The following is a 19,096-nucleotide window of genomic DNA, read 5'->3' as shown; positions in this document are numbered from 1 at the left end:
GGTGCGTCGGTGTCCTGACCGCGCCGTTCTCCACAGGAGCCCGGACGTGGGTGGTCTTCCGGCGCCGCCCGGACACCCGCGTCGTCACCCGCGGCCCGCACTCGGTGCGGATCGGCCCGTCGTTCTCCGGTCGACCGTGTCCCGTCGGGTTCTCCCCGTCGAGACCGTTACGACGTTTCTAGACCGGTCGCGGGGAGTCGGCAAGGGGTCCGGGGTGTCGAAAACTCGGTCACAGGTTCGTCCACAGTCCGAGGCGCGGAATCCCCACACCGTCCACATGGCTGTGGACAAAATCTGTGGACGACACGCTGGTCCGGATCACCCCGACCGATACCCCGGGGCGCCGCACGATCCCTCCGGCGCGCCGCCCGGGGCCCCCGGACCTGCCGCCCGGAGCGGCCGGACCCGCGAGAATCCGCGGTTCCCACGGGAAGTGCGCCGGATGTCCCGTTCGGCGGACACGGACGCGGACCGGCGCGACCGCCGGCGTCGGCGGTATCCCCGCAGGTGCGGGCAGGCTCGGCCCGACGACACGCCACCCGTCCACAGCACTGTGGACAACGTCACGGTGTCAGATCCACGCGCGGCCCACGCCCTGCTGCTCGACCGTGCGGCGCTCGACGTCCGCCGTGGTCGCGACGAACGCGTCGTCGTCGACGATCATCCCGCCCACCGAGACGTGCAGCGCCAGCACCAGCCGCGCCACCATCGCCCGCATGCGGGCGCGCGCGATGGCGTGCAGGCCGGACGGCTGCTCCACCTGGAGCTCGTACGGGTCCTGCGGCTGCCACACCACCCGCACGACGTGCGGTCCGTACTCGCGCCAGTCCACGGCGGCGAGAGCACGCGGCACGCGGTCCACCCGCTCCGTCGTCACGACGACGGACCCGTCGTACGGCGTGCGCGCGACGAGCCGCTGACCGGCGGGACCCGCCGGGTCGACGTCGGCGGTGGCGACCTGGGCGCGCAGCAGCGCGAGCAGGTCGCCCGTGGCGACGGGGTGCGGCGAGTACAGGGAGAGGTCCACCGGGGAGGCCGGGTCGGGCCGCAGGAGCTGGCGGCCGTCCGCGAGGAGCGCCCCGGCGAGGTGGCGTGCCACCGCGACGCCCCACTGCACCAGGCGCAGCTCCTCGCCGTCGGGCAGGCCGGTGGCGAACGCGCGGGAGATGCCGTCCCGGTCGTCGGGCGTGGCGGGACGGCCGCCGCGCTGGTCGAGGTTCCCGTCGACGCGGCCCAGGGCGTACGACACGGCGGGTCCGGTGAGGCCCGCCAGCGGGGAGGCGTCGGCGGTGACGGGGAACGGTCCGGCCAGCCCGTGCTCCGCCCCGACGCCCAGCACGCCGGGCGCGGCGGGCCCGGCGGGCTCGGCCGCCACGATCCCGCGGAACCGGGCCCCGGTCATCGGCCGGGTGGTGACGGCGGCGGCGGGTTCCCGCAGCCAGCGCACGTCGCCGAACCACGCCTCGGCGAGCGTCTTCACGGTGTCGGGCTCGATACCTCCCGGCAGCACGAGAACGTGGTTGGACGCGTGTTCGGCCGGGACGAGCGCCTGGACGTACGACATGACCGCAAGGTACTCGCGGTCGTGTTGCAGGCGTGTGACGATCTGGGCTCGGTCAGGCCTCGACGTCGTGGAGGTGGTGGTCGACGTCGTGCAGGAGGTAGCGGCCGAAGGTCCGCACGGTGAAGCGGGACCCGTTGGACCGCACGCCGGTGCGCTCCAGGTCGTCCGGGCGCACGGTGTCGAAGCGGTCGGCGATCCGGTCGCCGGCGGTGGTGAGGTCGGTCGCGACGGTCGCGGGCTCGGCCTCGGCGTACCGGCCCTCCAGCGCGGCGGCGTCCTGGTCCCAGTCGTCGAACGCGGCGCGGTCGTCGGTGAGCATGAGGTGCAGGCGCCGGTCGAACAGGGTGAGCACGTCCCGGACGTGCGCGCCGTACTCCAGCGGGGACCAGACCGCGGGGGCGGGACGCTCGCGGGCGTCCTCGCGGCCGAGGGCCTCGCGCCAGCGGGGCAGGGTCGCGCGGACGGTGTCGCCGACAGCGAGGGGGTCCACGGCGGCGGGGTCGAACCCGCACTCGGGGCACGGCCGCTCGACGACCCAGGTCCAGTCCTTGGTGTCGGGGACGATGCCGTCCGCCGGCGGGGTGGTGTCCGTCACATCGCGAACCATACCGACGGTGACCTGACACGCGATGCCTATGATGTCAGCATGCCCAAGATCATCGGCAACAGCCTCCACGAGCACCGCCAGATGACCCGGCACAAGCTGTTCACCGCGTTGTCCACGCTCATGGCGGAGCGTGGTTTCGACACGATCACGCTGGCCGACATCGCCCAGGCGGCAGGAGTGGGACGCACCGCCGTCTACAACCACTTCTCCGACAAGGAGTCGCTGCTGCTCGGCTTCATCACGCACGAGACCGAGCAGTACGCGCTCACCCTCGAACGTTCGCTGGCCGAGGTCGACGAGCCGATCGACCAGCTGCGCACCTACATCCGCCAGCAGGCCCAGCTCACGCGCGTGTTCCACCTCGCTCCCGGCCCCGACCTGCGGACCGTGCTGTCCCGCTCCACCCTGGCCCGGCTGCGGGAGCACGCCGTCGTCGTGGAGTCGATCCTCAAGCGGATCCTGCACGACGGCATCGAGACGGGCGCGTTCCCGCCGCAGGACATCGACCCGACCGTCCAGCTCGTCAACGCGTGCCTGTCGGGTCGCCTCATCCCCGAGGAGCCGCAGGCCCGCGAGCGCGCCATCCGCGCCGCGGAGACGTTCGTGCTGCGCGCCGTGGGGGCCCGCCCGACCGTCGCGGCCTGACCCGGCGCCGACCGTCCCGCCGGGCGCCGGGCCTAGCATGGCGGGGTGCCGCTCTCCGACGTCGAACCCCGCCTGGACTCCGCCGACGCGACCGCGCAGGTCGTCGCCTACCTCGACTACTACCGTGCCGCCGTCGCTCGCAAGATCGACGGGCTGAGCGACGACCAGCTCCGTCGCAGCGTGCTGCCGTCGGGATGGACGCCGCTGGAGCTGCTGTGCCACCTCGTCCACATGGAGCGGCGCTGGTTCCGGTGGGGCTTCCTGGGCGAGCCCGTCGAGGACCCGTGGGGCGACCACGCCGACGGCGACCCCGACGGCCCCTGGCAGGTCCCGCCCGGTACCACGCGGGACGACCTCCTGGCCGCGCTGCACGACGGCGGCGCGCGCACGCGCCAGGTGCTGACCGCTCACGCACCGCACGAGCGCGGGGCGCTGGGCGGCCGGTTCACCGCCGACCCGCCGACGCTCACGTGGATCTGCTTCCACGTCCTGCAGGAGTACGCCCGGCACGCCGGGCACCTCGACGTGGTCCGCGAGCTCGTGGACGGCGGCCTCGGAGAGTAGCCCCGGGCCGGCCGCGACGGCCGGCCCGGGGGACGCTCACCAGGCGTCGGCGGGCCGGTGGCGGTGCTCGGGCGGCGGCGGCGAGTACGGGACGGGCACGGGCGAGGTGTAGGCCCGCGCGAACTCCAGGCCCGCCTCGAGGTCGGCGTGCCGCTCGTGGGCGTCCCGCGCCTTGCGGGTGGAGATCTCCAGCACGACGTCACCGGTGAAGCCGCGGCGCGCGAGCTCGGTGAGGACCTTGTCGCAGTGCATGTCGCCGCGGCCCGGCACCAGGTGCTCGTCGCGGGCGTTGAAGGTGCCGTCGGCGAGGTGGACGTGGCGCAGGCGGTCACCGAACTCGTCGAGGAGCTCCAGGCCGTCCTGCTGCGCGATGGCGGCGTGGGACAGGTCGAGGGTCACGGAGTCGTAGCCGTGCTCGGACGGGTCCCAGCCTGGCAGGTACGCCTTGAGCTCCCGGTCGAGGCGGGAGTGGGGGCGCCACGGGTACATGTTCTCCACCGCGACCGTGACCTCTCCGGCGGCGTTGAGCTCGCGCACCTGCTCCTCGAAGCCGCGGGCGTACCGGTACTGCCAGCGGAACGGCGGGTGCACGACGACGGTGCGGGCACCGAGCTCGCCGGCCATGTCGACGGTGCGGGCCAGCTTCTCGGCCGGGGAGCGGCCCCACACGCGCTGGCTGACGAGCAACGTGGGCGCGTGGATCGACCGGATCGGCATGCCGGTGTCGACGGCCAGCCGGGCGAGGGCCGCGGGGTCCTGCGTCACGGGGTCGGACCACACCATGACCTCGATGCCGTCGTACCCGATCTGTGCCGCGACCTCGAACGCGAACGGCGCCCGGCGCGGGTACACCGACGCGGTGGACAGGGTCACGGGGATCGTCGGGACGGCCATGCTCACCACCTTAGGTCTGGATCCTGGACGTGCGCTGAACACGGTACGCCCGTGGGCGGAACCCTGCCCGCACCGGCGGCCACCGGGGGCAGGGGCGTCGTGGTCGGCGCGAGCGCGAGGACGAGCAGGGAGACGGCCAGGACGCCGAGCCCCGCCCAGCCCCACCAGGCCAGGCGCTCGCCCACGACGACGACCGCCAGGAGCGCGGCGACCGCGGGCTCCAGCAACGTGACGGTGGTGGCGGTGCTGGCGGGCACCCGCGACAGGCCGACACCGAACAGCACGTAGCCGGCGAACATCGGCACGAGCGCCATGTAGGCGCCGACGGCGAACGCGCCGGGCGTCGCCACCAGGGGCGCCCCGGTGACGACCAGGAGGGGCACGAGCAGCAGACCGCCACCGCCGAACACGGCGCCCATCGACGCGCCCCGGCTCACGCCGCACCGCATCAGCCCGTGCACGGACCACGAGTACGTGGCGTAGGTGACGCCCGCGACGAGGCCGAGCAGGACTCCGGCGACGGTGCCGCCCGCCGCGGCGTCGGCCTCGACACGGCCGGAGGCGAGCGCGGCGCTGCCCACGACGCCGAGAGCCGCGGCCAGCACCCACCACCGGCTCAGGCGGCGCCCGTCGACCCAGCGTTCCAGCAGGCCGGAGAACAGCGGCGCGGAGGCCAGGGAGACGACCGTGCCGACGGCGACGCCCGCGAGGTGCATCGAGGAGTAGAACGCCAGGGGGTACACCGCGACGGACACGGCGCCGACGACGACGGTCCGCCGGTGCTCGGCCAGGGCGGGACGGGCGGCCCGCAGGGCGGGCACCGCGACGGCCGCCTGGAGCAGACCCCCGATCCCGAGCGCGACGGCGCCGATCGCGAGCGGCCCGACCTCCGGCGCGAACGTCGCGGCGGTGCCCGTGGTGCCCCACAGGACGGAGGCGACCACGATCGCCGCGACCCCGACGCCGCGGGCGTGCCTCACCGGGCGGCCAGGAGGTCGCGGGCGAGGTCCCGGGCGCGGACGATCCGGGCGGGGCCCCCCTCGAGCCCGGCGCGGCTGGTCGCGCCCTCCAGGAGGAACGCCAGGTGCTCGGCGAGCGCCTGGGCCTCGGCGGCGACGCGCGCGTCGGCCGTGGGGTCCGCGCCGCGGCGGGCGCCCTCGCCGGTCCCGGCGAGCTGCGCCCGCAGGTGCTCCGCGAGCAGGGCCTCGACCTCCTCCTTGTGCCGGCGCACGGCGTCGCGCCCCGGCGCGCCCACGGGCAGCTCGGCGGCGGCGTTGAGCAGTCCGCAGCCGCGGAACCCGTGCTCGTACCCGGCGTTCGCGTGGTCGAGGTAGGCGTCGAAGACGGCGAGCACGCGGTCCGTCGGGGTCGCGGCGCGGGCGACCCGGGCCGCGTAGAGCTCCAGCCACTCGGCGTGCCGCGCCTGCAGGTAGGCGAGCACGAGGTCGTCCTTGGAACCGAAGTTGTTGTAGAGGCTCATCTTCGCCACCCCGGCCTCGGCGACGATCGTGTCGATGCCGGTCGCGGTGGTGCCGCGGGCGTAGAACAGCCGCGCGGCGGCGTCGAGCAGCCGGTCGCGGGCCGGTGCGGGCGTCGGGACGACCATCGTTCCCCCCTCGGGACGGGTAGACAGACCAGTCTACCCAGCGGGCCCTCCCCGGGGCGGACGGTCACGGCGGATAGGCTCGCCGCATGGTGCGCGCGGTGGTGTTCGACGTCGGGGAGACCCTCATCGACGAGACCCGGATCTTCAGCAGGTGGGCCGACCGGCTCGGCGTCACCCGCGGCACGTTCCTCGGGCTGGTCGGCGCGTGCGCCGCCACCGACCGGCCGCTCGTCGACGCGTTCCGCCTCGCCCGCCCCGGCATCGACCTCGACGCCGAGATCGCCCGCTGGGCCGCCGACGACCCCACGGGCCTGCGCGAGAACTTCGACGCCGACGACCTCTACCCCGACGTGCGCCCCGCGCTCGCCGCGCTGCGCGACGCGGGACTCGCCGTCGTCGTCGCGGGCAACCAGCCGCCCCAGGCACGCGCCGCGCTCGAGGCCATGGACCTGCCCGTCGACTCGATCCGCACCTCCGACGAGTGGGGGATCGAGAAGCCGGCACCCGAGTTCTTCGCCCGCGTCGCCGACCTCGCCGGGCTCCCCGCGACCGACATCGCGTACGTCGGGGACCGGCTCGACAACGACGTGCTGCCCGCCGCCGCCGCCGGGATGCGCCCCGTGCTGGTCCGCCGCGGGCCGTGGGGGCACCTGCACGCCGCGCGGCCCGACGCCGCGCGCGTCGAGGTCGTCGACTCGCTGACCGAGCTGCCCGCCCTCCTGGCACCCTGACCTGGGCGGGGACCCCCACGTCCCCCACCGGACAACGCGCCGACAACGCCCGGACAACGCGTCCGTCACGGCACCCCCTGTTCACTCCTCCTGACCGCCGCGGCACCTCGCGGCGGACGACGTCAGGAGGACACGATGGTGCAGGACGACGCAGCCACCTCGCCCCCGACCGACGCGGACGCGGACGCCCCCGAGGGCCCCGAGGCCGCCGGCATCGGGATCTCGGACTGCGAGGACGCGACCTACCGCTCGTCGGACACGACGATGCGCAGCTACCTCACCGGGATCCAGGCGTTCGCCGTCAAACCGGTCGAGTACACCGTCATCGACGGCAAGGGCTTCTACGAGGGCGACATCCTCCTCGGGTCGGCGGACGAGCTGGAGGCGCGGCGGGACGAGATCGACGGCGCCCGCACCGAGCAGTCGGTCAGCGGCACGCCGTCCCCCACGGGGGACGTCGCCGAGGGCGTCGTCATCACCGGGCAGCGCTTCCGCTGGCCGGGCGGCGTCGTCCCCTTCGAGGTGGTGGCGGGCCTCCGCCCGGTGGTGACGAACGCGATCGACCACTGGCGGGCGAACACCCGGATCCAGTTCGTCGAACGGACCGCCGCCAACGCGGCCCGGTACCCGAACTTCCTGGCGTTCACCGTCCAGGACGGCTGCTGGTCGCACGTCGGCATGCAGGGCGGCCGCCAGGAGGTGTCCCTCGGGGCGGGGTGCGGGCTGGGGCAGGCGATCCACGAGATCGGTCACGCCGTCGGGCTGTGGCACGAGCAGAGCCGCGAGGACCGGGACCAGCACGTGCGGGTCAACTGGCAGAACATCCAGGCGGGCCGGGAGCACAACTTCAACCAGCACATCACCGACGGCGACGACATCGGCGCCTACGACTTCGCGTCGATCATGCACTACCCGCGCACCGCGTTCAGCCGGAACGGCCGGCCCACCATCGAGCCGCTCGACGGCCAGGCGATCGGGCAGCGCACCTCGCTGAGCGTGGGGGACATCGCCGCCGTGCGGTGGATGTACCCCCAGCTCGAGACCTCACGGAAGTGGTCGGGCGTGCAGTTCCGGTCCACCGTCCCGGCGCTGCGCACGCAGACGTTCTTCACGCACAGCTGGCCCGGGTACTGGTTCGTCGAGTGGACCGCGGTGCCGACGGCGCCCCCGGTCGACGGCGCCGCCCAGATCGAGTGGACCGTCCGCACGACGCGGCAGACGGACCGCCTCGTGAAGTACTTCGTCTCCGTCCGCAACCTCGCCCCGTACCCGGTCTCGTACGAGGCCCGCTACGACGTCCTGGGCTGGAGCCGGGACTTCGCCTGAGGAGGCACCCACCATGCTGATCACCATCGACACCCGTGACGCCTCCACGACCGTCCGGGGCGACGCCGACCCGTCCGCACCGACCCCCGCCACCGACGCCGGGCTGCCGGCGCACGAGGCCGTCGGCCCGGGCGCTGCGGACGCGGCGGGCCTCCCCACCGAGGCCGCCGACGGTGGCGCGCCGCCCGACTGGCTGGTGGAGGCCGTCGCCCTCGCGGCGGCGGCCGACAGCGACGACGGCGACGGTTCCCCGGGCGCCGCCGACGACGACGCCGAGGACGCCGGGTCCGCGCCCACCACGTGACGGCGCGCCACCCCGACCACCGACACCGAAGGAGAAGACCATGATCATCGGACGGCAGTTCACCGGCACCGTGAGCCCCGGGCAGACGCGCACCTGGTTCACGCACAGCTGGAACGCGAACCACACCGTGTCCTGGCAGGTCGTGCCGACCGCCCCGGCCGTGGACGGCAACGCCCAGGTCGAGTGGCGGGTGCGCAGCACCCGGCAGGCACCCGGGCTGATCAAGTGGTTCATCGAGGTGCGCAACGTCACGAACGTGACCGTCACGTTCGACGCGCGGTACGCCATCCTGAACACATGAGCGTCCACCACCGGGCACGGGAGGCACGATGACCGGACCCGACGAACGACCCGGACACCTCTCCGGCACCGTCGAGCTCGACCGCGACGTGGCCCCGCCCGACGACGGAGTGGTGCACGTCGCGGTCCTCGACGTCACCCGCGCGGACGCCGCGTCCGTGGAGGTCGCCGGCGTCGACGTCGCCACCGGGGGCGGGCACCGGCTGCCGTTCGAGCTCCCCGACGTCCCCTCACGACCCGGGCACCGCTACGTCGTGCGCGCCCACTGGGACCCGCGCGGCGACCGGGAGGTGCAGGCCGGGGACCAGCTCACGGTCGTCAGCGTCCCGGTCGAACCCGCGCACGGGGCGTCGGGCGTGCGCGTGCCGCTGCGACAGGTCTAGGAGAGGGTGGTCGGCGGGCGCCGCCCGCCACGACCGCGTCGTACGAGAGCGACGGCGACACGCCCAGCTCGTCGCCGAGCGTCGTCGCCAGGCCCCGGTACGCCAGGATCGCCCGCGCCCGGTTGCCCGTGGCCAGCAGCGCCCGCACCAGCAGGTAGTGGGCGGTCTCCCGCAACGGGTCGATCGCGACGGCGAGCGCGGCGAGCTCCGCCGCCGTCCCCGGGTCCCCCCGGTCGAGACGCCGCGCGGCCTCGCTCTCGAGCCCCGCGAGGCGATGCTGCTCGACGTGCTCCCGCGGCGCCGCGAGCCACTGGTCGTCCCACTCCGGCAGCAGGGCGCCGCTGGCGAGCACCGCGACCGGCGCCCGCACGGCCGACGGGTCGACGCCACCGCGGGTGCACCGGCAGAGCAGCCCGACGTCCGTCACGACCGCGGGGTCGAGGCTCAGGTGCTCGGGCGTGCCCTGCAGGAGCCCGGGAGCCCCGTGCCGGAGCTGGTGCACCGCCGTGCGCAGGCTCAGGTGGGCCCGCGCCCCGGGGCTGTCGGGCCACAGCTCGCCGGCGAGCGCCGTGCGGGGCACCTGCCCCCGCAGGGCGAGGACGGCCAGGAGCCGACGCTCCCGTCCGTGCAGGGGCACGGGCACGCCCCGCTGCTCCAGCGACCACCCGCCCAGGAGCCGCAGGCTCCACGCGGTGGTCCACCCCGCAGGTTCGGACGGGCCGGTCATCGCCACGGGCTCCCTTCGGCGTGCGCACCTGACCGGAGGGAGGGCGCGCGCGAGGCCTCTGATACGGGGGACCGTCGGGTCGACGGTGCTGCGGGACCGGGCCGCAGCCCGCCGGGAGGGTGCCCGCCCGTCACGCCCAGTCGAGGCGCCCCAGCGCGTCCAGCGCCAGCAGGACGCCAACGACGCCCAGCACCCAGCCGGTCATCTCCGCGGCATGACGGGTGAGCCATGCCTCGACGCGCCGCAGCAGCGGGTCGACGGCCCGCGCGGCCACGAGGCGTCCGCCCAGCAGGAGCAGCGCCGGGGCGACCATCACCAGGCAGTACGCGGCGAGCACCCCCACCGACGCCGTCGTGCCGAGGCCCGAGGACGCGAGCAGCCCCAGCGCCGCCAGGTACGGCAGCATCGAGGCCACCTCCACCGCGACCGCACCCAGCGCCAGCCCCACCAGCGCACCCGCGCCGCCCCCGGTCGCGTCCACGCCCATCGCCCGCTGCCGCCACCGCACGAGCCGTCCCGGCGCCGCGCCCTCGGCCCCGGCCCGCTCCCGCGCCCGCTTCCCGTCGAACCGGAAGCTCACCGCGAACAGCCCGACGCCCGCGAGCAGCTGGACCACCAGCACCGGCCGCGCGTCCAGCAGGTCCCCGTACCGGTCCAGCAGCGCCGTGCCGGCGAGCAGCACCAGCACACCCACCGCCAGGTAGGCGACCGCGACCGTCCCCACGTAGACCAGGAGCCGCCCCGCCCGCACCCGGCCCGGCGTCAGCAGCAGCCACACGGGCACCAGCAGCGTGCCGAAGCTCGTCGAGTCCACCAGGGCGAGCACCACCAGCACGCCCGCGAGCGCCGCCGGGCCCGCTCCGTCCACGCCACCGAGGTCCACCGGGAGTTCCATGCCGCCCACCCTGGCGCCGGGCGGGCACCCGGTGCGTCCCCCGGACGGGCGAACCCCGGCCGGGCCGGGTACATCCTTCGGACGACCCGGACCGCCGGTGACCTGTGCTGGGATGGGGTGATGCACCAGGACACCGCAGGCACCGGCTCGCGGTGGCGTCGCTGGTCCGACGACGGGCCCCGGCGGGACCTCGTCGACGCCGTCGTCATCCTCGCGCTCGGGGCACTGCTGCTGGCCGTCGGCCTGGTCGACGTCACCCCCGACGACCTGCGCCCGCTCGGGGCGCCACCCGCCGGGGGGCACCTGGTGCTGCTCGCCGTCGGGTGCGTGCTGGTCGCCCTCAAGCGGCGCGCGCCGCTGGTGGCCCTGGCCGCCGGGACGGCGCTCGTCGTGCTCGACCTGGCGTGGGGCGGCAGCCTCGCGCTGCTGCTCGTCGGGTGGGACCTGCTGTTCGCCGCCACCCTGTGGGTGTCCCCGCGTGCCCGCACCGTCCTGTGGACGCTCGCGGGCACCGTCTGCGTCGTGGGCGCCGTCCTCGCCGCCGAGGCGACCCGCGACCTGCGGGTCCTCGTCTACGCCGCGATCCAGCTCGGCGCCCTCCTGCTCGTCCCGATGTGGTGGGCCGACAACGTCCGCCAGAAGACGGCGCTGGCCGACGCCGAGCGGGAGCGCGCCGAGGCCGCCGCCCGCACCGCCGCCCTCGAACGGCGCCGCGCCGCCGACGCGGCCCGCCTCGCCGCGGCCGACCGCCACGAGGCGGTGCAGGCCGAGCGGGCGGCCATGGCGCGCGACCTGCACGACGTCATCGCCGGGCACCTGTCCACGATCGCGATCCACGCCGGCGGGGCGCTGGCCGCGCGACCCGACCCGGTGCGGGACCGCGGTGCACTGGAGCAGGTGCGGGTCAGCGCCGTGGAGTCGCTCACCGAGATGCGCGCCATGATCGAGCTGCTGCGTGCCGACGCCCCGGCCGAGCCCGTGACGGCCCCGGGACGCCTGGCCGGGCTGCACCGGCTGGTGGCGCAGGCGGCCGGCGCGGGCGCCGACGTGGCGCTCGACGTCGACCCGGGCGCCCTGGACCCGCCGTCGTCGGCCGCCGTCGAGCAGGCGGTGCACCGGATCGCGCAGGAGGCGCTGACGAACGCCGCGAAGCACGCGCCGGGTCAGCCCGTCGCGGTGCGGCTCGACGCGCCGGACGGCGGGCTCGTGCTGCGGGTGCGCAACCCGCTGGCACCGGGTCCGGTGCCGCCCGCCGACCCGCTGCTGCGCGCCGGGACCGGCCTGGTCACGATGGCCGAGCGCGCCGAGGCGCTGGGTGGCTCGTTCCGCGCGGGGCCGCGGGACGGCACCTGGCACGTGCGCGCCGCGCTCCCCCGCCCCGCCGCCGCGGATGCGCGGACGGTGCCCGGCGGCGAGGACGTCCGCCCCGCCCGGCCGGCCGAGGACCACGCATGACAGGGCCGCGGGTGCTGCTCGCCGACGACCACGCCGCCATCCGCGCCGGGCTGCGGATGCTGCTCCAGGACGCCGGGGTCGTCGTCGTCGGGGAGGCCGCGGACGGCGACGCCGCGGTGACGAACGCCCGCGCCCTGCGCCCCGACGTCGTCCTCATGGACCTGCGGATGCCCGGGACGGACGGGATCGCCGCGACCCGCACGATCACCGCCGAAGGGCTGGCGGACGTCCTCGTGCTGACGACGTTCGACCTGGACGAGTACGTCGACGGCGCCCTCGCGGCGGGCGCGGCGGGGTTCCTGCTCAAGACGGCCGAGCCGGCCGCCCTGGTGGACGCGGTGCGGCGCGTCGCCGCGGGCGACGGTGTGCTGGCGCCCGAGGTGACACGGCGCGTCCTCGCCCGGCTCGTGACCCGGCCGCCCGCCGTCGTCGACCCGGAGCCCGGGGCCGTCGACCGGGTCGCGGTCCTCACCGACCGGGAGCGCGACGTCCTCGCGGCGCTCGGGCGGGGGCTGTCCAACCAGGGGGTCGCGGCCGACCTCACGATCAGCGAGGCGACGGCGAAGACCCACGTGTCCCGGGTCCTGGCCAAGCTGGGCGTGACGTCCCGCGTGCAGGCCGCGATCGTCGCGCGCGACGCCGGGCTCGCCTGACCTCAGGGACGGGTGGCGCCCGGGCCCTGCGGGTCCACGTGGTCCTCGTGGTCGCCGTCCGACGGCCCCATCTCGTTCGGCACGAACAAGGATTCGTCGACCTTGCCGGTGCGGAACCCCGCCCGGCTCAGCAGGTGCGCGGCGACGGGGGCCGTGGCGAGCTGGAACACGATCACCAGGGCGAGCATCGACACCGCGGACCAGCTGCGGATCCGCAGCGCCAGGGCGAGCAGGAGCAGGATCAGTCCCAGCACCTGCGGCTTCGTCACGGCGTGCAGGCGGCCCACCAGGGAGTCGAAGCGCAGCGTGCCGACGGCGGCTGCCGCGGTGAGGAACGCGCCCGCGAGGAGGCAGACCGCGGCCGCGACGTCGGCGGCGGTCGTCCAGAAGCCGGGGTCGACGGCGGTCATGGCTCCTCCAGCGGGTCGTCGGTCTCGTCCGGGTCGTGCGTCTTCTCCTCGCCCTCGGGCTCGCGGGCCGCGAACCGGGCGATGACGACCGACCCCACGAACCCGACGAGGGAGAGCGCGACGAGGATCGGGATGGTCTCGGTGCGCCGGTTCCACGCCGCCTCGATGGCGATGACGCCGACGAGCGTCGACGCGAGCAGGTCGAGGCCGAGCGAGCGGTCGAGCATCGACGGCCCCCGCTCGACGCGCACGAGGGCGAGCAGCGCGGCCACGGCGACGAGCGCCGCGGCGACGACGTAGACGACGATCATCGGTCCCCTCCCCGGTCGGTCGTGGACTGCTCCGCCGTGTCGTCCGGGACGGCGCCCGGGCCGAGCCCGCACCGTTCCAGGACGTCGTCGGGGGCGAACGCGCGCAGCACGCGCGCCTCGAGCCGCCGGATGTCGGCGCGGACGGCGTCGGGGCCGCCCGCCCGGTCGACGTCGAGCACGTGCAGGAACACCAGGCCGGTGCGGCGCCGCGTCTCCAGGACGAGCGTGCCGGGCACCAGGGTGGACAGCACGGCCGTGGCGGTGAGGAACAGGTCGTCCGGGTTGCGGAGCCGCACCTGCACCACCGCACCGGCGGGCCGGTACCCGGGCCGCAGCGCGAGGAACGCGACCTGGAACGACGCGACGACGAGGTCGGTGAGGAACCGGCCCACCAGCACGACGAACGGCCACGGGCGGAACCGGCCCCGCGCCTGGACGGACGGCAGCGGGAACACGACCAGCACGACGAGGGCGAGCAGGCCGCCCCCGAGGACGTTCGCCCAGGACAGGTCGCCCCACAGCAGCACCCACACGAGCGTGAGGAACAGCAGGGCGGGCCACTGCCCGAGCGTGTGGCGCAGCCGGCGCCAGAACGTGCGGCGGGCGGCGATCACGGGATCACCTCCGCGTCGTCGGCGACCTCGTCGGACTTGCCGGTGCCGCGGTCGGAACCGTCGGGGAACACGGCGTCGACGTACGTCGTGCCGTCCATGGACGACTCGGCGGCACGTTCCGCGTACCCGTACAGGGGACCGGCGGCCACGGTGATCGCGAGGCCGAACGCGATGAGGGCGCCCGCCGGCAGGACCATGCCGCGGGGCAGCCTGACGTCCTCCGGGACGTCCTCGGGGGCGTCCTGCCAGAACGCCTTGTTCCACGCCTTGACGACGGCGTACAGCGTGAGCAGCGACGTCACGACCGACCCGACGACGAGCGCCCACGCCAGCCCGGAGCCGTCCCGCACGCCCTCGGTGAGCAGCCCCACCTTGCCGAGGAACCCGGACAGCGGCGGGATGCCCGCGAGGTTCAGCGCGGGGACGAAGAACAGCACGGCGAGGCCGGGAGCGAGCCGCGCGAGCCCGCCGAGCCGGTCGAGCGACGTCGAGCCGCCGCGGAACTCCACGAGCCCCACGACGAGGAACAGCGCCGTCTGGACGGAGATGTGGTGCACGACGTAGAAGATGGCCGCGGCCGTGCCCGCCTCGGAGGCGAGGGCGACGCCGAACACCATGTAGCCGATGTGACTGACCAGGGTGAACGACAGCAGACGTTTCACGTCGTTCTGCGCGACCGCGCCCAGGATGCCGATGACCATCGTCAGCAGCGCCACGACCAGCAACAGCCTGTCCACCGCCGGGTTGTCGGGGAACAGCAGCACCTGGGTGCGCAGCATCGCGTAGACGCCGATCTTCGTCAGCAGGCCCGCGAACACGGCCGTGACGGGTGCCGGCGCCGTCGGGTAGGAGTCCGGCAGCCAGAACGACAGCGGGAACACCGCGGCCTTGATGCCGAACGCGAGCAGCAGCAGCAGCTGCAGCGCCGTGCGGACCGTCGGGTCGATCTCGGGCAGCCGCTCGGCGAGCTGCGCCATGTTCACGGTGCCCGTCGCGGCGTACACCAGCGCGATCGCCGCGAGGAACACCACCGACGACATCAGCGTGACGACGATGTACACCGACCCGGCACGGATGCGTTCCGCCGTCCCGCCGAGCGTCAGCAGGACCGCGGACGCCGCCAGCAGGATCTCGAACCCGACGTACAGGTTGAACAGGTCGCCCGTGAGGAACGCGTTGGCGACGCCGGCGGCCAGCACCAGGTAGGTGGGGTGGAAGATCGCGACGGGGATCGACTCCCCCACGCGTGCCTCGCCGTGGACGTCGTCGCGCTCCGGCACGCCCTGACCGAGGGAGTACAGCAGGACGCACAGCAGCATGACGCCGCTGACGGTGAGCATCAGCGCGGACAGCCGGTCCGCGACGAGGTTGACGCCCACGGGTGCGGCCCAGCCGCCGACGTCGACGACGACGGGACCGGCGTCCGCGAAGAACACCAGCGCGGCCGACGCGAGCGTCGTGATGGTCAGCGCGGTGACGCTGATCGTGCGCTGCACGGTGGCGTACCGGCGCAGCGCCAGCGTCAGGCCCGCCGCGAACAGAGGCACCAGCACGGGCAGCGGCACCAGGGTGGCCGCGTTCCAGGTCTCCGGACCGGGGATGAGGTCGGTCATCGCGCGGCCTCCTCGTCCTCGTCGCCGACGGTCTCGTCGTGCACCGTCGCGGCTTCCTCGTCCAGGGTCTGCCCCGTCTCCTCGGCGTCGGCGTCGGTGAACGCCGGGGCGTTGGCGGCCGCGGCGCGCGCGACGCGCTTGTCCTCGACGTCGTCCGCGACCTCGTCGTGCCCGTGGAGCTGCCACGAGCGGTAGGCGAGCGCCAGGATGAACGCCGTCAGGGCGAGCGTGATGACGATCGCGGTGAGCGTCATGGCCTGCGCCAGCGGGTCGGCCATCGGCTCGTCCGCGGGCGAGTTCCCCACGATGGGGGACGCACCGGCCCGGCCGCCCGCGACGAGCAGCATGAGGTTGACGGCGTTGCTGACGAGGATGAACCCGAGCAGGACGCGGGTGAGCGGCCGTTCGAGCAGCAGGTAGACCCCGGTGCCGAACAGCACCCCGATCGCGAGGACGAGCACCGCCGACGGCGTGTTCTGCAGGACGGTCATCGCTGCACCTCCGCCTCGGCGAGCTCGCGGGGCGACAGCTCGCCCTGCCGGTCGATCTCCGCGCCGAGCGTGCGCAGCAGGTCGAGGACGAGCCCCACGACGACGAGCATGACGCCGACGTCGAAGAACAGGGACGTCACGAGGTGGACCTTGCCGAGCACGGGGACGGTCAGGTCGACGATGAAGCTCTCCAGGACCTCGTGGCCGAGCAGCAGGGCGGCGAGCCCCACCCCGGCGGACAGGAACAGGCCGGTGCCGAGCAGCAGGCCGGGTTGCACGGGCAGGGCTTCGCCGAGCTCGTACCGGCCGCCCGCGAGGTAGCGCACGGCGAGCGCGATGCCCACCATGAGGCCGGCGGCGAACCCGCCGCCGGGCGCGTTGTGCCCGCTGAACAGCAGGAACATGCCGAACACGATCATCGAGTGGAAGATCGTGCGGGTCACGACCTCGAACATCACCGAGCGGCGCTCCGGCGCGAGGGTGCTGCCGGCGGCCAGCCAGACGGTGCGGTCGTGGCTGCGGGAGCGTTGCGGGTCGGGCGCGCGGGACAACCGCAGCACCTCCCCGCCGCGCTGGCGCAGGAACACCAGGGACGCGACGCCCGTGGCCGCGACGAGCAGCACGGAGATCTCCCCGACGGTGTCCCACGCGCGGATGTCGACGAGGATGATGTTGACGATGTTGTGCCCGCCGCCGAACTCGACGGCCTCGCGCGGGAAGTCGACGCTGATGGGTGTGGCGACCCGCGCGAGCGGCGCGGCGATCGTCAGGCCCATGATCGCCAGGCCCGACGTCACCGCGAGGGCCAGGCGGACCCAGCGGCTCCCCGCCAGCGGCCGGTCGGTGAAGTACGGCGGGAGGCGCCGCATGACGAGCACCATGACGACCAGGGTCACCGTCTCGCAGAGCACCTGCGTGAGCGCGAGGTCGGGGGCGCCGTGCAGCAGGAACAGGGCGGCGTTGGCGTACCCCACGACGCCGACCAGCAGGACGGCCTTGAGGCGGCGCCGGGCGCGGGTCGCGAGGACGGACGCGACGACGACGATCGCGACGACGGCGGCCTGGGCGGGCTCGTCCCACGGCACGACGTCCACGGGCACCGTGGTGCCGCGCAGCAGGCCGGACGCGATGACGGCGCCGGGCGCGACGGCCAGCACGATGAGGACGATGCCGAGGTAGAACGGCAGGGAGCCGCGCTGGGTGAACGCGGTGACGTCCGCGGCGAGGTCGTCGAGGCGCCGCATGGAGCGGCGGTAGAGGAGGTCCGCGCCACGCGGGGACGGCACGGCGGCCTGCCACCGCTCGACCCGGGCGCGCTGCCAGAACAGCCACGCGCCCGCGGCGAGGACGGCCGCGGTGATCGCCAGGACGGGCGTGAACCCGGCCCAGACCACGAGGTGGCCCGGCTCCCCGACGGGGTAGAGGTCGGCCTGCGGCGCGAGCAGCGACTCCCCCGTGGCGGGCAGGAACGCCAGCACGACACCCAGCACCGCGAGGGCGGCGGGCGGCGCGACGAGCAGCCACGCCTGGCGACGCACCGGCGTCGGCGACGCCGCGTCGGCGGGGACCGGCTTGGTGGCGAACGCTCCCCAGGCGAAGCGCAGACCGTAGGCCACGGTGAGCGCGGACCCGACGACGACCGCGACGAACGCGATCTGCTCGACGGCGCCGGCGCCGTGGGTGACGTCGTGCCACAGCCCTTCGAGCGCGGCCTCCTTGGCGACGTACCCGGTGGTGACGGGCAGGCCGATCATGGACGCGGTGGCGAGGACGCCCGCGACGGTCGTGACGGGCATGGTGCGCCACAGCCCGGTGAGGCGCCGCAGGTCCCGGGTGCCGGTGGCGACGTCGACGGCGCCGACGACGAGGAACAGCGCCGCCTTGAACATGGCGTGCGCGCCGAGCAGCGCGAGCCCGGCCAGCGCGAGCGCCTGGTTGCCCAGGCCGAGGAGCAGCACGATGAGGCCGAGCTGGGAGACGGTGCCGAACGCGAGGACGAGCTTGAGGTCGTGCTGGCGCAGCGCCCGGTACCCGCCGAGCAGCAGGGTGCCGCCACCGAGGAGCACCACGGACCACCGCCACACGGGCAGGTCGGCCAGCGCGGGCGCGAACCGGGCGACGAGGTACACGCCGGCCTTCACCATCGCGGCGGCGTGCAGGTACGCGGACACCGGGGTGGGGGCCGCCATCGCGGCGGGCAGCCAGAAGTGGAACGGGATGAGCGCGGACTTCGTCGCGGCGCCGGCGAGGAGGCAGACGGCGGCGACCACGGCCGCGGCCCCCGTGGGCGGTGCGGCGACCACCTCGGAGATCCGCCAGGTGCCCGCCGCGACGCCGAGCACGATGAGGCCGACGAGCATCGCCAGGCCGCCCGCGGTGGTCACGACGATCGCCTGCATGGCCGCACGACGCGACGCCTTGCGGTCCGCGTAGTGACCGATGAGCAGGTAGGAGAAGACGGTGGTCAGCTCCCAGAAGACGAACAGCATGAGCAGGTCGTCGGCGGTGACCAGGCCGATCATGGCGCCCGCGAACGCGGTCAGGACGGCGGCGAACCGGCCGGTGCCCAGGGCGTCGCGGGAGAAGTAGGCGGAGCAGTACAGCAGCACGAGGGCGCCGACGCCGCCGACGACGAGCAGCAGGAGCCAGGAGAGGGTGTCGAGGCGGGCGTCGATCGACAGCTCCAGGCCGGGCACCCAGGGGATGCTCTGCACGGGGTAGTCACCGTCGAGGACCCGGCCGGTCGAGGCGAGGGCGTAGCCGGCGGCGGCCGCGGGGCCGAGCGCCAGGACCCAGAAGGCGTGCCTCCCCAGCCACGCCACGAGAGCCGGCGCGGCGAGCGCCAGCAGGAACACGAGCATGAGCAGTTGGAGCACTGCACTCCGTCCGGTCGATGGGCGGGGCGAGACGCCATCCTATCGTTTCGACGCGGCCGCGGCGTCCACCTGGTGACCGGTGGACGCTCGGCCCGTGGTCGTCGAATCGTTTTGACGCCTCGGTGGC

22 protein-coding genes are annotated in these 19,096 nt (G+C 74.8%); 9 read left to right on the top strand and 13 right to left on the bottom strand.

Going from position 1 to position 19,096, the window contains the following annotated elements:
* Positions 1-571: 571 nt before the first annotated feature.
* Both ATJ88_RS02005 and ATJ88_RS02000 read right to left on the bottom strand, forming a co-directional pair.
* Positions 572-1,564: a hypothetical protein gene (locus ATJ88_RS02005; protein ID WP_098462380.1), complete on the bottom strand. Its 993-nt coding sequence runs from the start codon at positions 1,562-1,564 to the stop codon at positions 572-574.
* A 52-nt stretch (positions 1,565-1,616) separates the two neighbouring features.
* Entirely contained in the window at positions 1,617-2,159 is a 543-nt protein-coding gene (locus ATJ88_RS02000) for a DinB family protein (RefSeq protein ID WP_245852062.1), read from the bottom strand.
* Between the two features lie 51 nt (positions 2,160-2,210).
* Here ATJ88_RS02000 and ATJ88_RS01995 point away from each other — a divergent pair, with 51 nt between their 5' ends.
* Both ATJ88_RS01995 and ATJ88_RS01990 read left to right on the top strand, forming a co-directional pair.
* Positions 2,211-2,816 carry a TetR/AcrR family transcriptional regulator gene (locus tag ATJ88_RS01995; protein WP_098462378.1) on the top strand — a complete coding sequence of 202 codons (606 nt, stop codon included), beginning with the start codon at positions 2,211-2,213 and terminating at the stop codon, positions 2,814-2,816.
* Between the two features lie 45 nt (positions 2,817-2,861).
* Positions 2,862-3,380 (top strand): DinB family protein, encoded by a 519-nt coding sequence (locus ATJ88_RS01990; RefSeq protein WP_098462377.1) that lies wholly within the window; start codon positions 2,862-2,864, stop codon positions 3,378-3,380.
* A 36-nt stretch (positions 3,381-3,416) separates the two neighbouring features.
* Here ATJ88_RS01990 and ATJ88_RS01985 read toward each other — a convergent pair whose 3' ends face one another.
* Genes ATJ88_RS01985 through ATJ88_RS01975 form a run of 3 tightly spaced genes read right to left on the bottom strand, consistent with a single transcriptional unit; the run spans position 3,417 to position 5,880 of the window.
* Entirely contained in the window at positions 3,417-4,274 is an 858-nt protein-coding gene (locus ATJ88_RS01985; RefSeq protein WP_098462376.1) for a sugar phosphate isomerase/epimerase family protein, read from the bottom strand.
* A gap of 2 nt (positions 4,275-4,276) precedes the next feature.
* Positions 4,277-5,254, bottom strand: coding sequence for a DMT family transporter (locus ATJ88_RS01980; protein ID WP_098462375.1), 978 nt, complete (start codon positions 5,252-5,254; stop codon positions 4,277-4,279).
* Positions 5,251-5,880, bottom strand: a complete 630-nt coding sequence (locus ATJ88_RS01975) for a TetR/AcrR family transcriptional regulator (protein ID WP_098462374.1) — start codon at positions 5,878-5,880, stop codon at positions 5,251-5,253. The genes ATJ88_RS01980 and ATJ88_RS01975 overlap by 4 nt, the downstream gene beginning before the upstream one ends.
* A gap of 86 nt (positions 5,881-5,966) precedes the next feature.
* On the opposite strand from ATJ88_RS01975, the gene ATJ88_RS01970 reads away from it, so the two are divergent.
* The 5 genes from ATJ88_RS01970 (at position 5,967) to ATJ88_RS01950 (ending at position 8,924) form a co-directional block, all read left to right on the top strand.
* Positions 5,967-6,611 carry an HAD family hydrolase gene (locus tag ATJ88_RS01970; protein ID WP_211287444.1) on the top strand — a complete coding sequence of 215 codons (645 nt, stop codon included), beginning with the start codon at positions 5,967-5,969 and terminating at the stop codon, positions 6,609-6,611.
* 135 nt (positions 6,612-6,746) lie between these two features.
* Positions 6,747-7,937, top strand: coding sequence for a M12 family metallopeptidase (locus ATJ88_RS18510; RefSeq protein ID WP_211287443.1), 1,191 nt, complete (start codon positions 6,747-6,749; stop codon positions 7,935-7,937).
* Positions 7,938-7,950: 13 nt separating this feature from the next.
* Positions 7,951-8,241: a hypothetical protein gene (locus ATJ88_RS01960; protein ID WP_098462373.1), complete on the top strand. Its 291-nt coding sequence runs from the start codon at positions 7,951-7,953 to the stop codon at positions 8,239-8,241.
* 40 nt (positions 8,242-8,281) lie between these two features.
* Positions 8,282-8,542: a hypothetical protein gene (locus ATJ88_RS01955; protein ID WP_098462372.1), complete on the top strand. Its 261-nt coding sequence runs from the start codon at positions 8,282-8,284 to the stop codon at positions 8,540-8,542.
* A gap of 28 nt (positions 8,543-8,570) precedes the next feature.
* Positions 8,571-8,924, top strand: a complete 354-nt coding sequence (locus ATJ88_RS01950; RefSeq protein WP_098462371.1) for a YbaY family lipoprotein — start codon at positions 8,571-8,573, stop codon at positions 8,922-8,924.
* On the opposite strand, the gene ATJ88_RS01945 is transcribed toward ATJ88_RS01950, so the two are convergent.
* The gene (locus ATJ88_RS01945; RefSeq protein ID WP_098462370.1) at positions 8,860-9,651 is read right to left on the bottom strand and encodes an AfsR/SARP family transcriptional regulator; all 792 of its coding nucleotides are present in this window, start codon (positions 9,649-9,651) and stop codon (positions 8,860-8,862) included. The two genes, ATJ88_RS01950 and ATJ88_RS01945, sit on opposite strands and share 65 nt — an antisense overlap.
* A 130-nt stretch (positions 9,652-9,781) precedes the next feature.
* Positions 9,782-10,546: a GAP family protein gene (locus tag ATJ88_RS01940; RefSeq protein ID WP_098462369.1), complete on the bottom strand. Its 765-nt coding sequence runs from the start codon at positions 10,544-10,546 to the stop codon at positions 9,782-9,784.
* 120 nt (positions 10,547-10,666) lie between these two features.
* Between ATJ88_RS01940 and ATJ88_RS01935 the strand changes: the two genes are divergently transcribed.
* Together ATJ88_RS01935 and ATJ88_RS01930 are read left to right on the top strand one after the other, a co-directional pair.
* Positions 10,667-12,001, top strand: a complete 1,335-nt coding sequence (locus ATJ88_RS01935; RefSeq protein WP_098462368.1) for a sensor histidine kinase — start codon at positions 10,667-10,669, stop codon at positions 11,999-12,001.
* The gene (locus ATJ88_RS01930; protein ID WP_098462367.1) at positions 11,998-12,654 is read left to right on the top strand and encodes a response regulator; all 657 of its coding nucleotides are present in this window, start codon (positions 11,998-12,000) and stop codon (positions 12,652-12,654) included. Before ATJ88_RS01935 ends, ATJ88_RS01930 begins: the two co-directional genes overlap by 4 nt.
* A 2-nt stretch (positions 12,655-12,656) precedes the next feature.
* Here ATJ88_RS01930 and mnhG read toward each other — a convergent pair whose 3' ends face one another.
* Genes mnhG through ATJ88_RS01900 form a run of 6 tightly spaced genes read right to left on the bottom strand, consistent with a single transcriptional unit; the run spans position 12,657 to position 18,969 of the window.
* Positions 12,657-13,064 (bottom strand): monovalent cation/H(+) antiporter subunit G, encoded by a 408-nt coding sequence (mnhG, locus tag ATJ88_RS01925; RefSeq protein WP_098462366.1) that lies wholly within the window; start codon positions 13,062-13,064, stop codon positions 12,657-12,659.
* On the bottom strand, positions 13,061-13,375 hold the full coding sequence (locus ATJ88_RS01920) for an MrpF/PhaF family protein (protein ID WP_098462365.1): 315 nt from the start codon (positions 13,373-13,375) through the stop codon (positions 13,061-13,063). The genes mnhG and ATJ88_RS01920 overlap by 4 nt, the downstream gene beginning before the upstream one ends.
* Positions 13,372-13,989: a Na+/H+ antiporter subunit E gene (locus ATJ88_RS01915; RefSeq protein WP_342744827.1), complete on the bottom strand. Its 618-nt coding sequence runs from the start codon at positions 13,987-13,989 to the stop codon at positions 13,372-13,374. Before ATJ88_RS01915 ends, ATJ88_RS01920 begins: the two co-directional genes overlap by 4 nt.
* Positions 13,986-15,602, bottom strand: a complete 1,617-nt coding sequence (locus ATJ88_RS01910) for a Na+/H+ antiporter subunit D (protein WP_098462364.1) — start codon at positions 15,600-15,602, stop codon at positions 13,986-13,988. The genes ATJ88_RS01915 and ATJ88_RS01910 overlap by 4 nt, the downstream gene beginning before the upstream one ends.
* Positions 15,599-16,093 carry a Na(+)/H(+) antiporter subunit C gene (locus tag ATJ88_RS01905; RefSeq protein ID WP_098462363.1) on the bottom strand — a complete coding sequence of 165 codons (495 nt, stop codon included), beginning with the start codon at positions 16,091-16,093 and terminating at the stop codon, positions 15,599-15,601. Before ATJ88_RS01905 ends, ATJ88_RS01910 begins: the two co-directional genes overlap by 4 nt.
* Positions 16,090-18,969, bottom strand: a complete 2,880-nt coding sequence (locus ATJ88_RS01900) for a Na+/H+ antiporter subunit A (protein WP_170023485.1) — start codon at positions 18,967-18,969, stop codon at positions 16,090-16,092. Before ATJ88_RS01900 ends, ATJ88_RS01905 begins: the two co-directional genes overlap by 4 nt.
* Positions 18,970-19,096: the final 127 nt, after the last annotated feature.

Source organism: Isoptericola jiangsuensis (genome assembly GCF_002563715.1).
Lineage (GTDB): Bacteria > Actinomycetota > Actinomycetes > Actinomycetales > Cellulomonadaceae > Isoptericola > Isoptericola jiangsuensis.
This window is presented reverse-complemented; position numbering and strand designations above follow the sequence as displayed.

Bases quoted from the DNA above. Each gene is read 5' to 3' on its own strand.
- ATJ88_RS02005 (WP_098462380.1), bottom strand. From the start codon at position 1,564: ATGTCGTACGTCCAGGCGCTCGTCCCGGCCGAACACGCGTCCAACCAC.
- ATJ88_RS01995 (WP_098462378.1), top strand. From the start codon at position 2,211: ATGCCCAAGATCATCGGCAACAGCCTCCACGAGCACCGCCAGATGACC.
- ATJ88_RS01985 (WP_098462376.1), bottom strand. From the start codon at position 4,274: ATGGCCGTCCCGACGATCCCCGTGACCCTGTCCACCGCGTCGGTGTAC.
- ATJ88_RS01975 (WP_098462374.1), bottom strand. From the start codon at position 5,880: ATGGTCGTCCCGACGCCCGCACCGGCCCGCGACCGGCTGCTCGACGCC.
- ATJ88_RS01970 (WP_211287444.1), top strand. From the start codon at position 5,967: ATGGTGCGCGCGGTGGTGTTCGACGTCGGGGAGACCCTCATCGACGAG.
- ATJ88_RS18510 (WP_211287443.1), top strand. From the start codon at position 6,747: ATGGTGCAGGACGACGCAGCCACCTCGCCCCCGACCGACGCGGACGCG.
- ATJ88_RS01960 (WP_098462373.1), top strand. From the start codon at position 7,951: ATGCTGATCACCATCGACACCCGTGACGCCTCCACGACCGTCCGGGGC.
- ATJ88_RS01955 (WP_098462372.1), top strand. From the start codon at position 8,282: ATGATCATCGGACGGCAGTTCACCGGCACCGTGAGCCCCGGGCAGACG.
- ATJ88_RS01950 (WP_098462371.1), top strand. From the start codon at position 8,571: ATGACCGGACCCGACGAACGACCCGGACACCTCTCCGGCACCGTCGAG.
- ATJ88_RS01945 (WP_098462370.1), bottom strand. From the start codon at position 9,651: ATGACCGGCCCGTCCGAACCTGCGGGGTGGACCACCGCGTGGAGCCTG.
- ATJ88_RS01940 (WP_098462369.1), bottom strand. From the start codon at position 10,546: ATGGAACTCCCGGTGGACCTCGGTGGCGTGGACGGAGCGGGCCCGGCG.
- ATJ88_RS01935 (WP_098462368.1), top strand. From the start codon at position 10,667: ATGCACCAGGACACCGCAGGCACCGGCTCGCGGTGGCGTCGCTGGTCC.
- ATJ88_RS01930 (WP_098462367.1), top strand. From the start codon at position 11,998: ATGACAGGGCCGCGGGTGCTGCTCGCCGACGACCACGCCGCCATCCGC.
- mnhG (WP_098462366.1), bottom strand. From the start codon at position 13,064: ATGACCGCCGTCGACCCCGGCTTCTGGACGACCGCCGCCGACGTCGCG.
- ATJ88_RS01920 (WP_098462365.1), bottom strand. From the start codon at position 13,375: ATGATCGTCGTCTACGTCGTCGCCGCGGCGCTCGTCGCCGTGGCCGCG.
- ATJ88_RS01910 (WP_098462364.1), bottom strand. From the start codon at position 15,602: ATGACCGACCTCATCCCCGGTCCGGAGACCTGGAACGCGGCCACCCTG.
- ATJ88_RS01905 (WP_098462363.1), bottom strand. From the start codon at position 16,093: ATGACCGTCCTGCAGAACACGCCGTCGGCGGTGCTCGTCCTCGCGATC.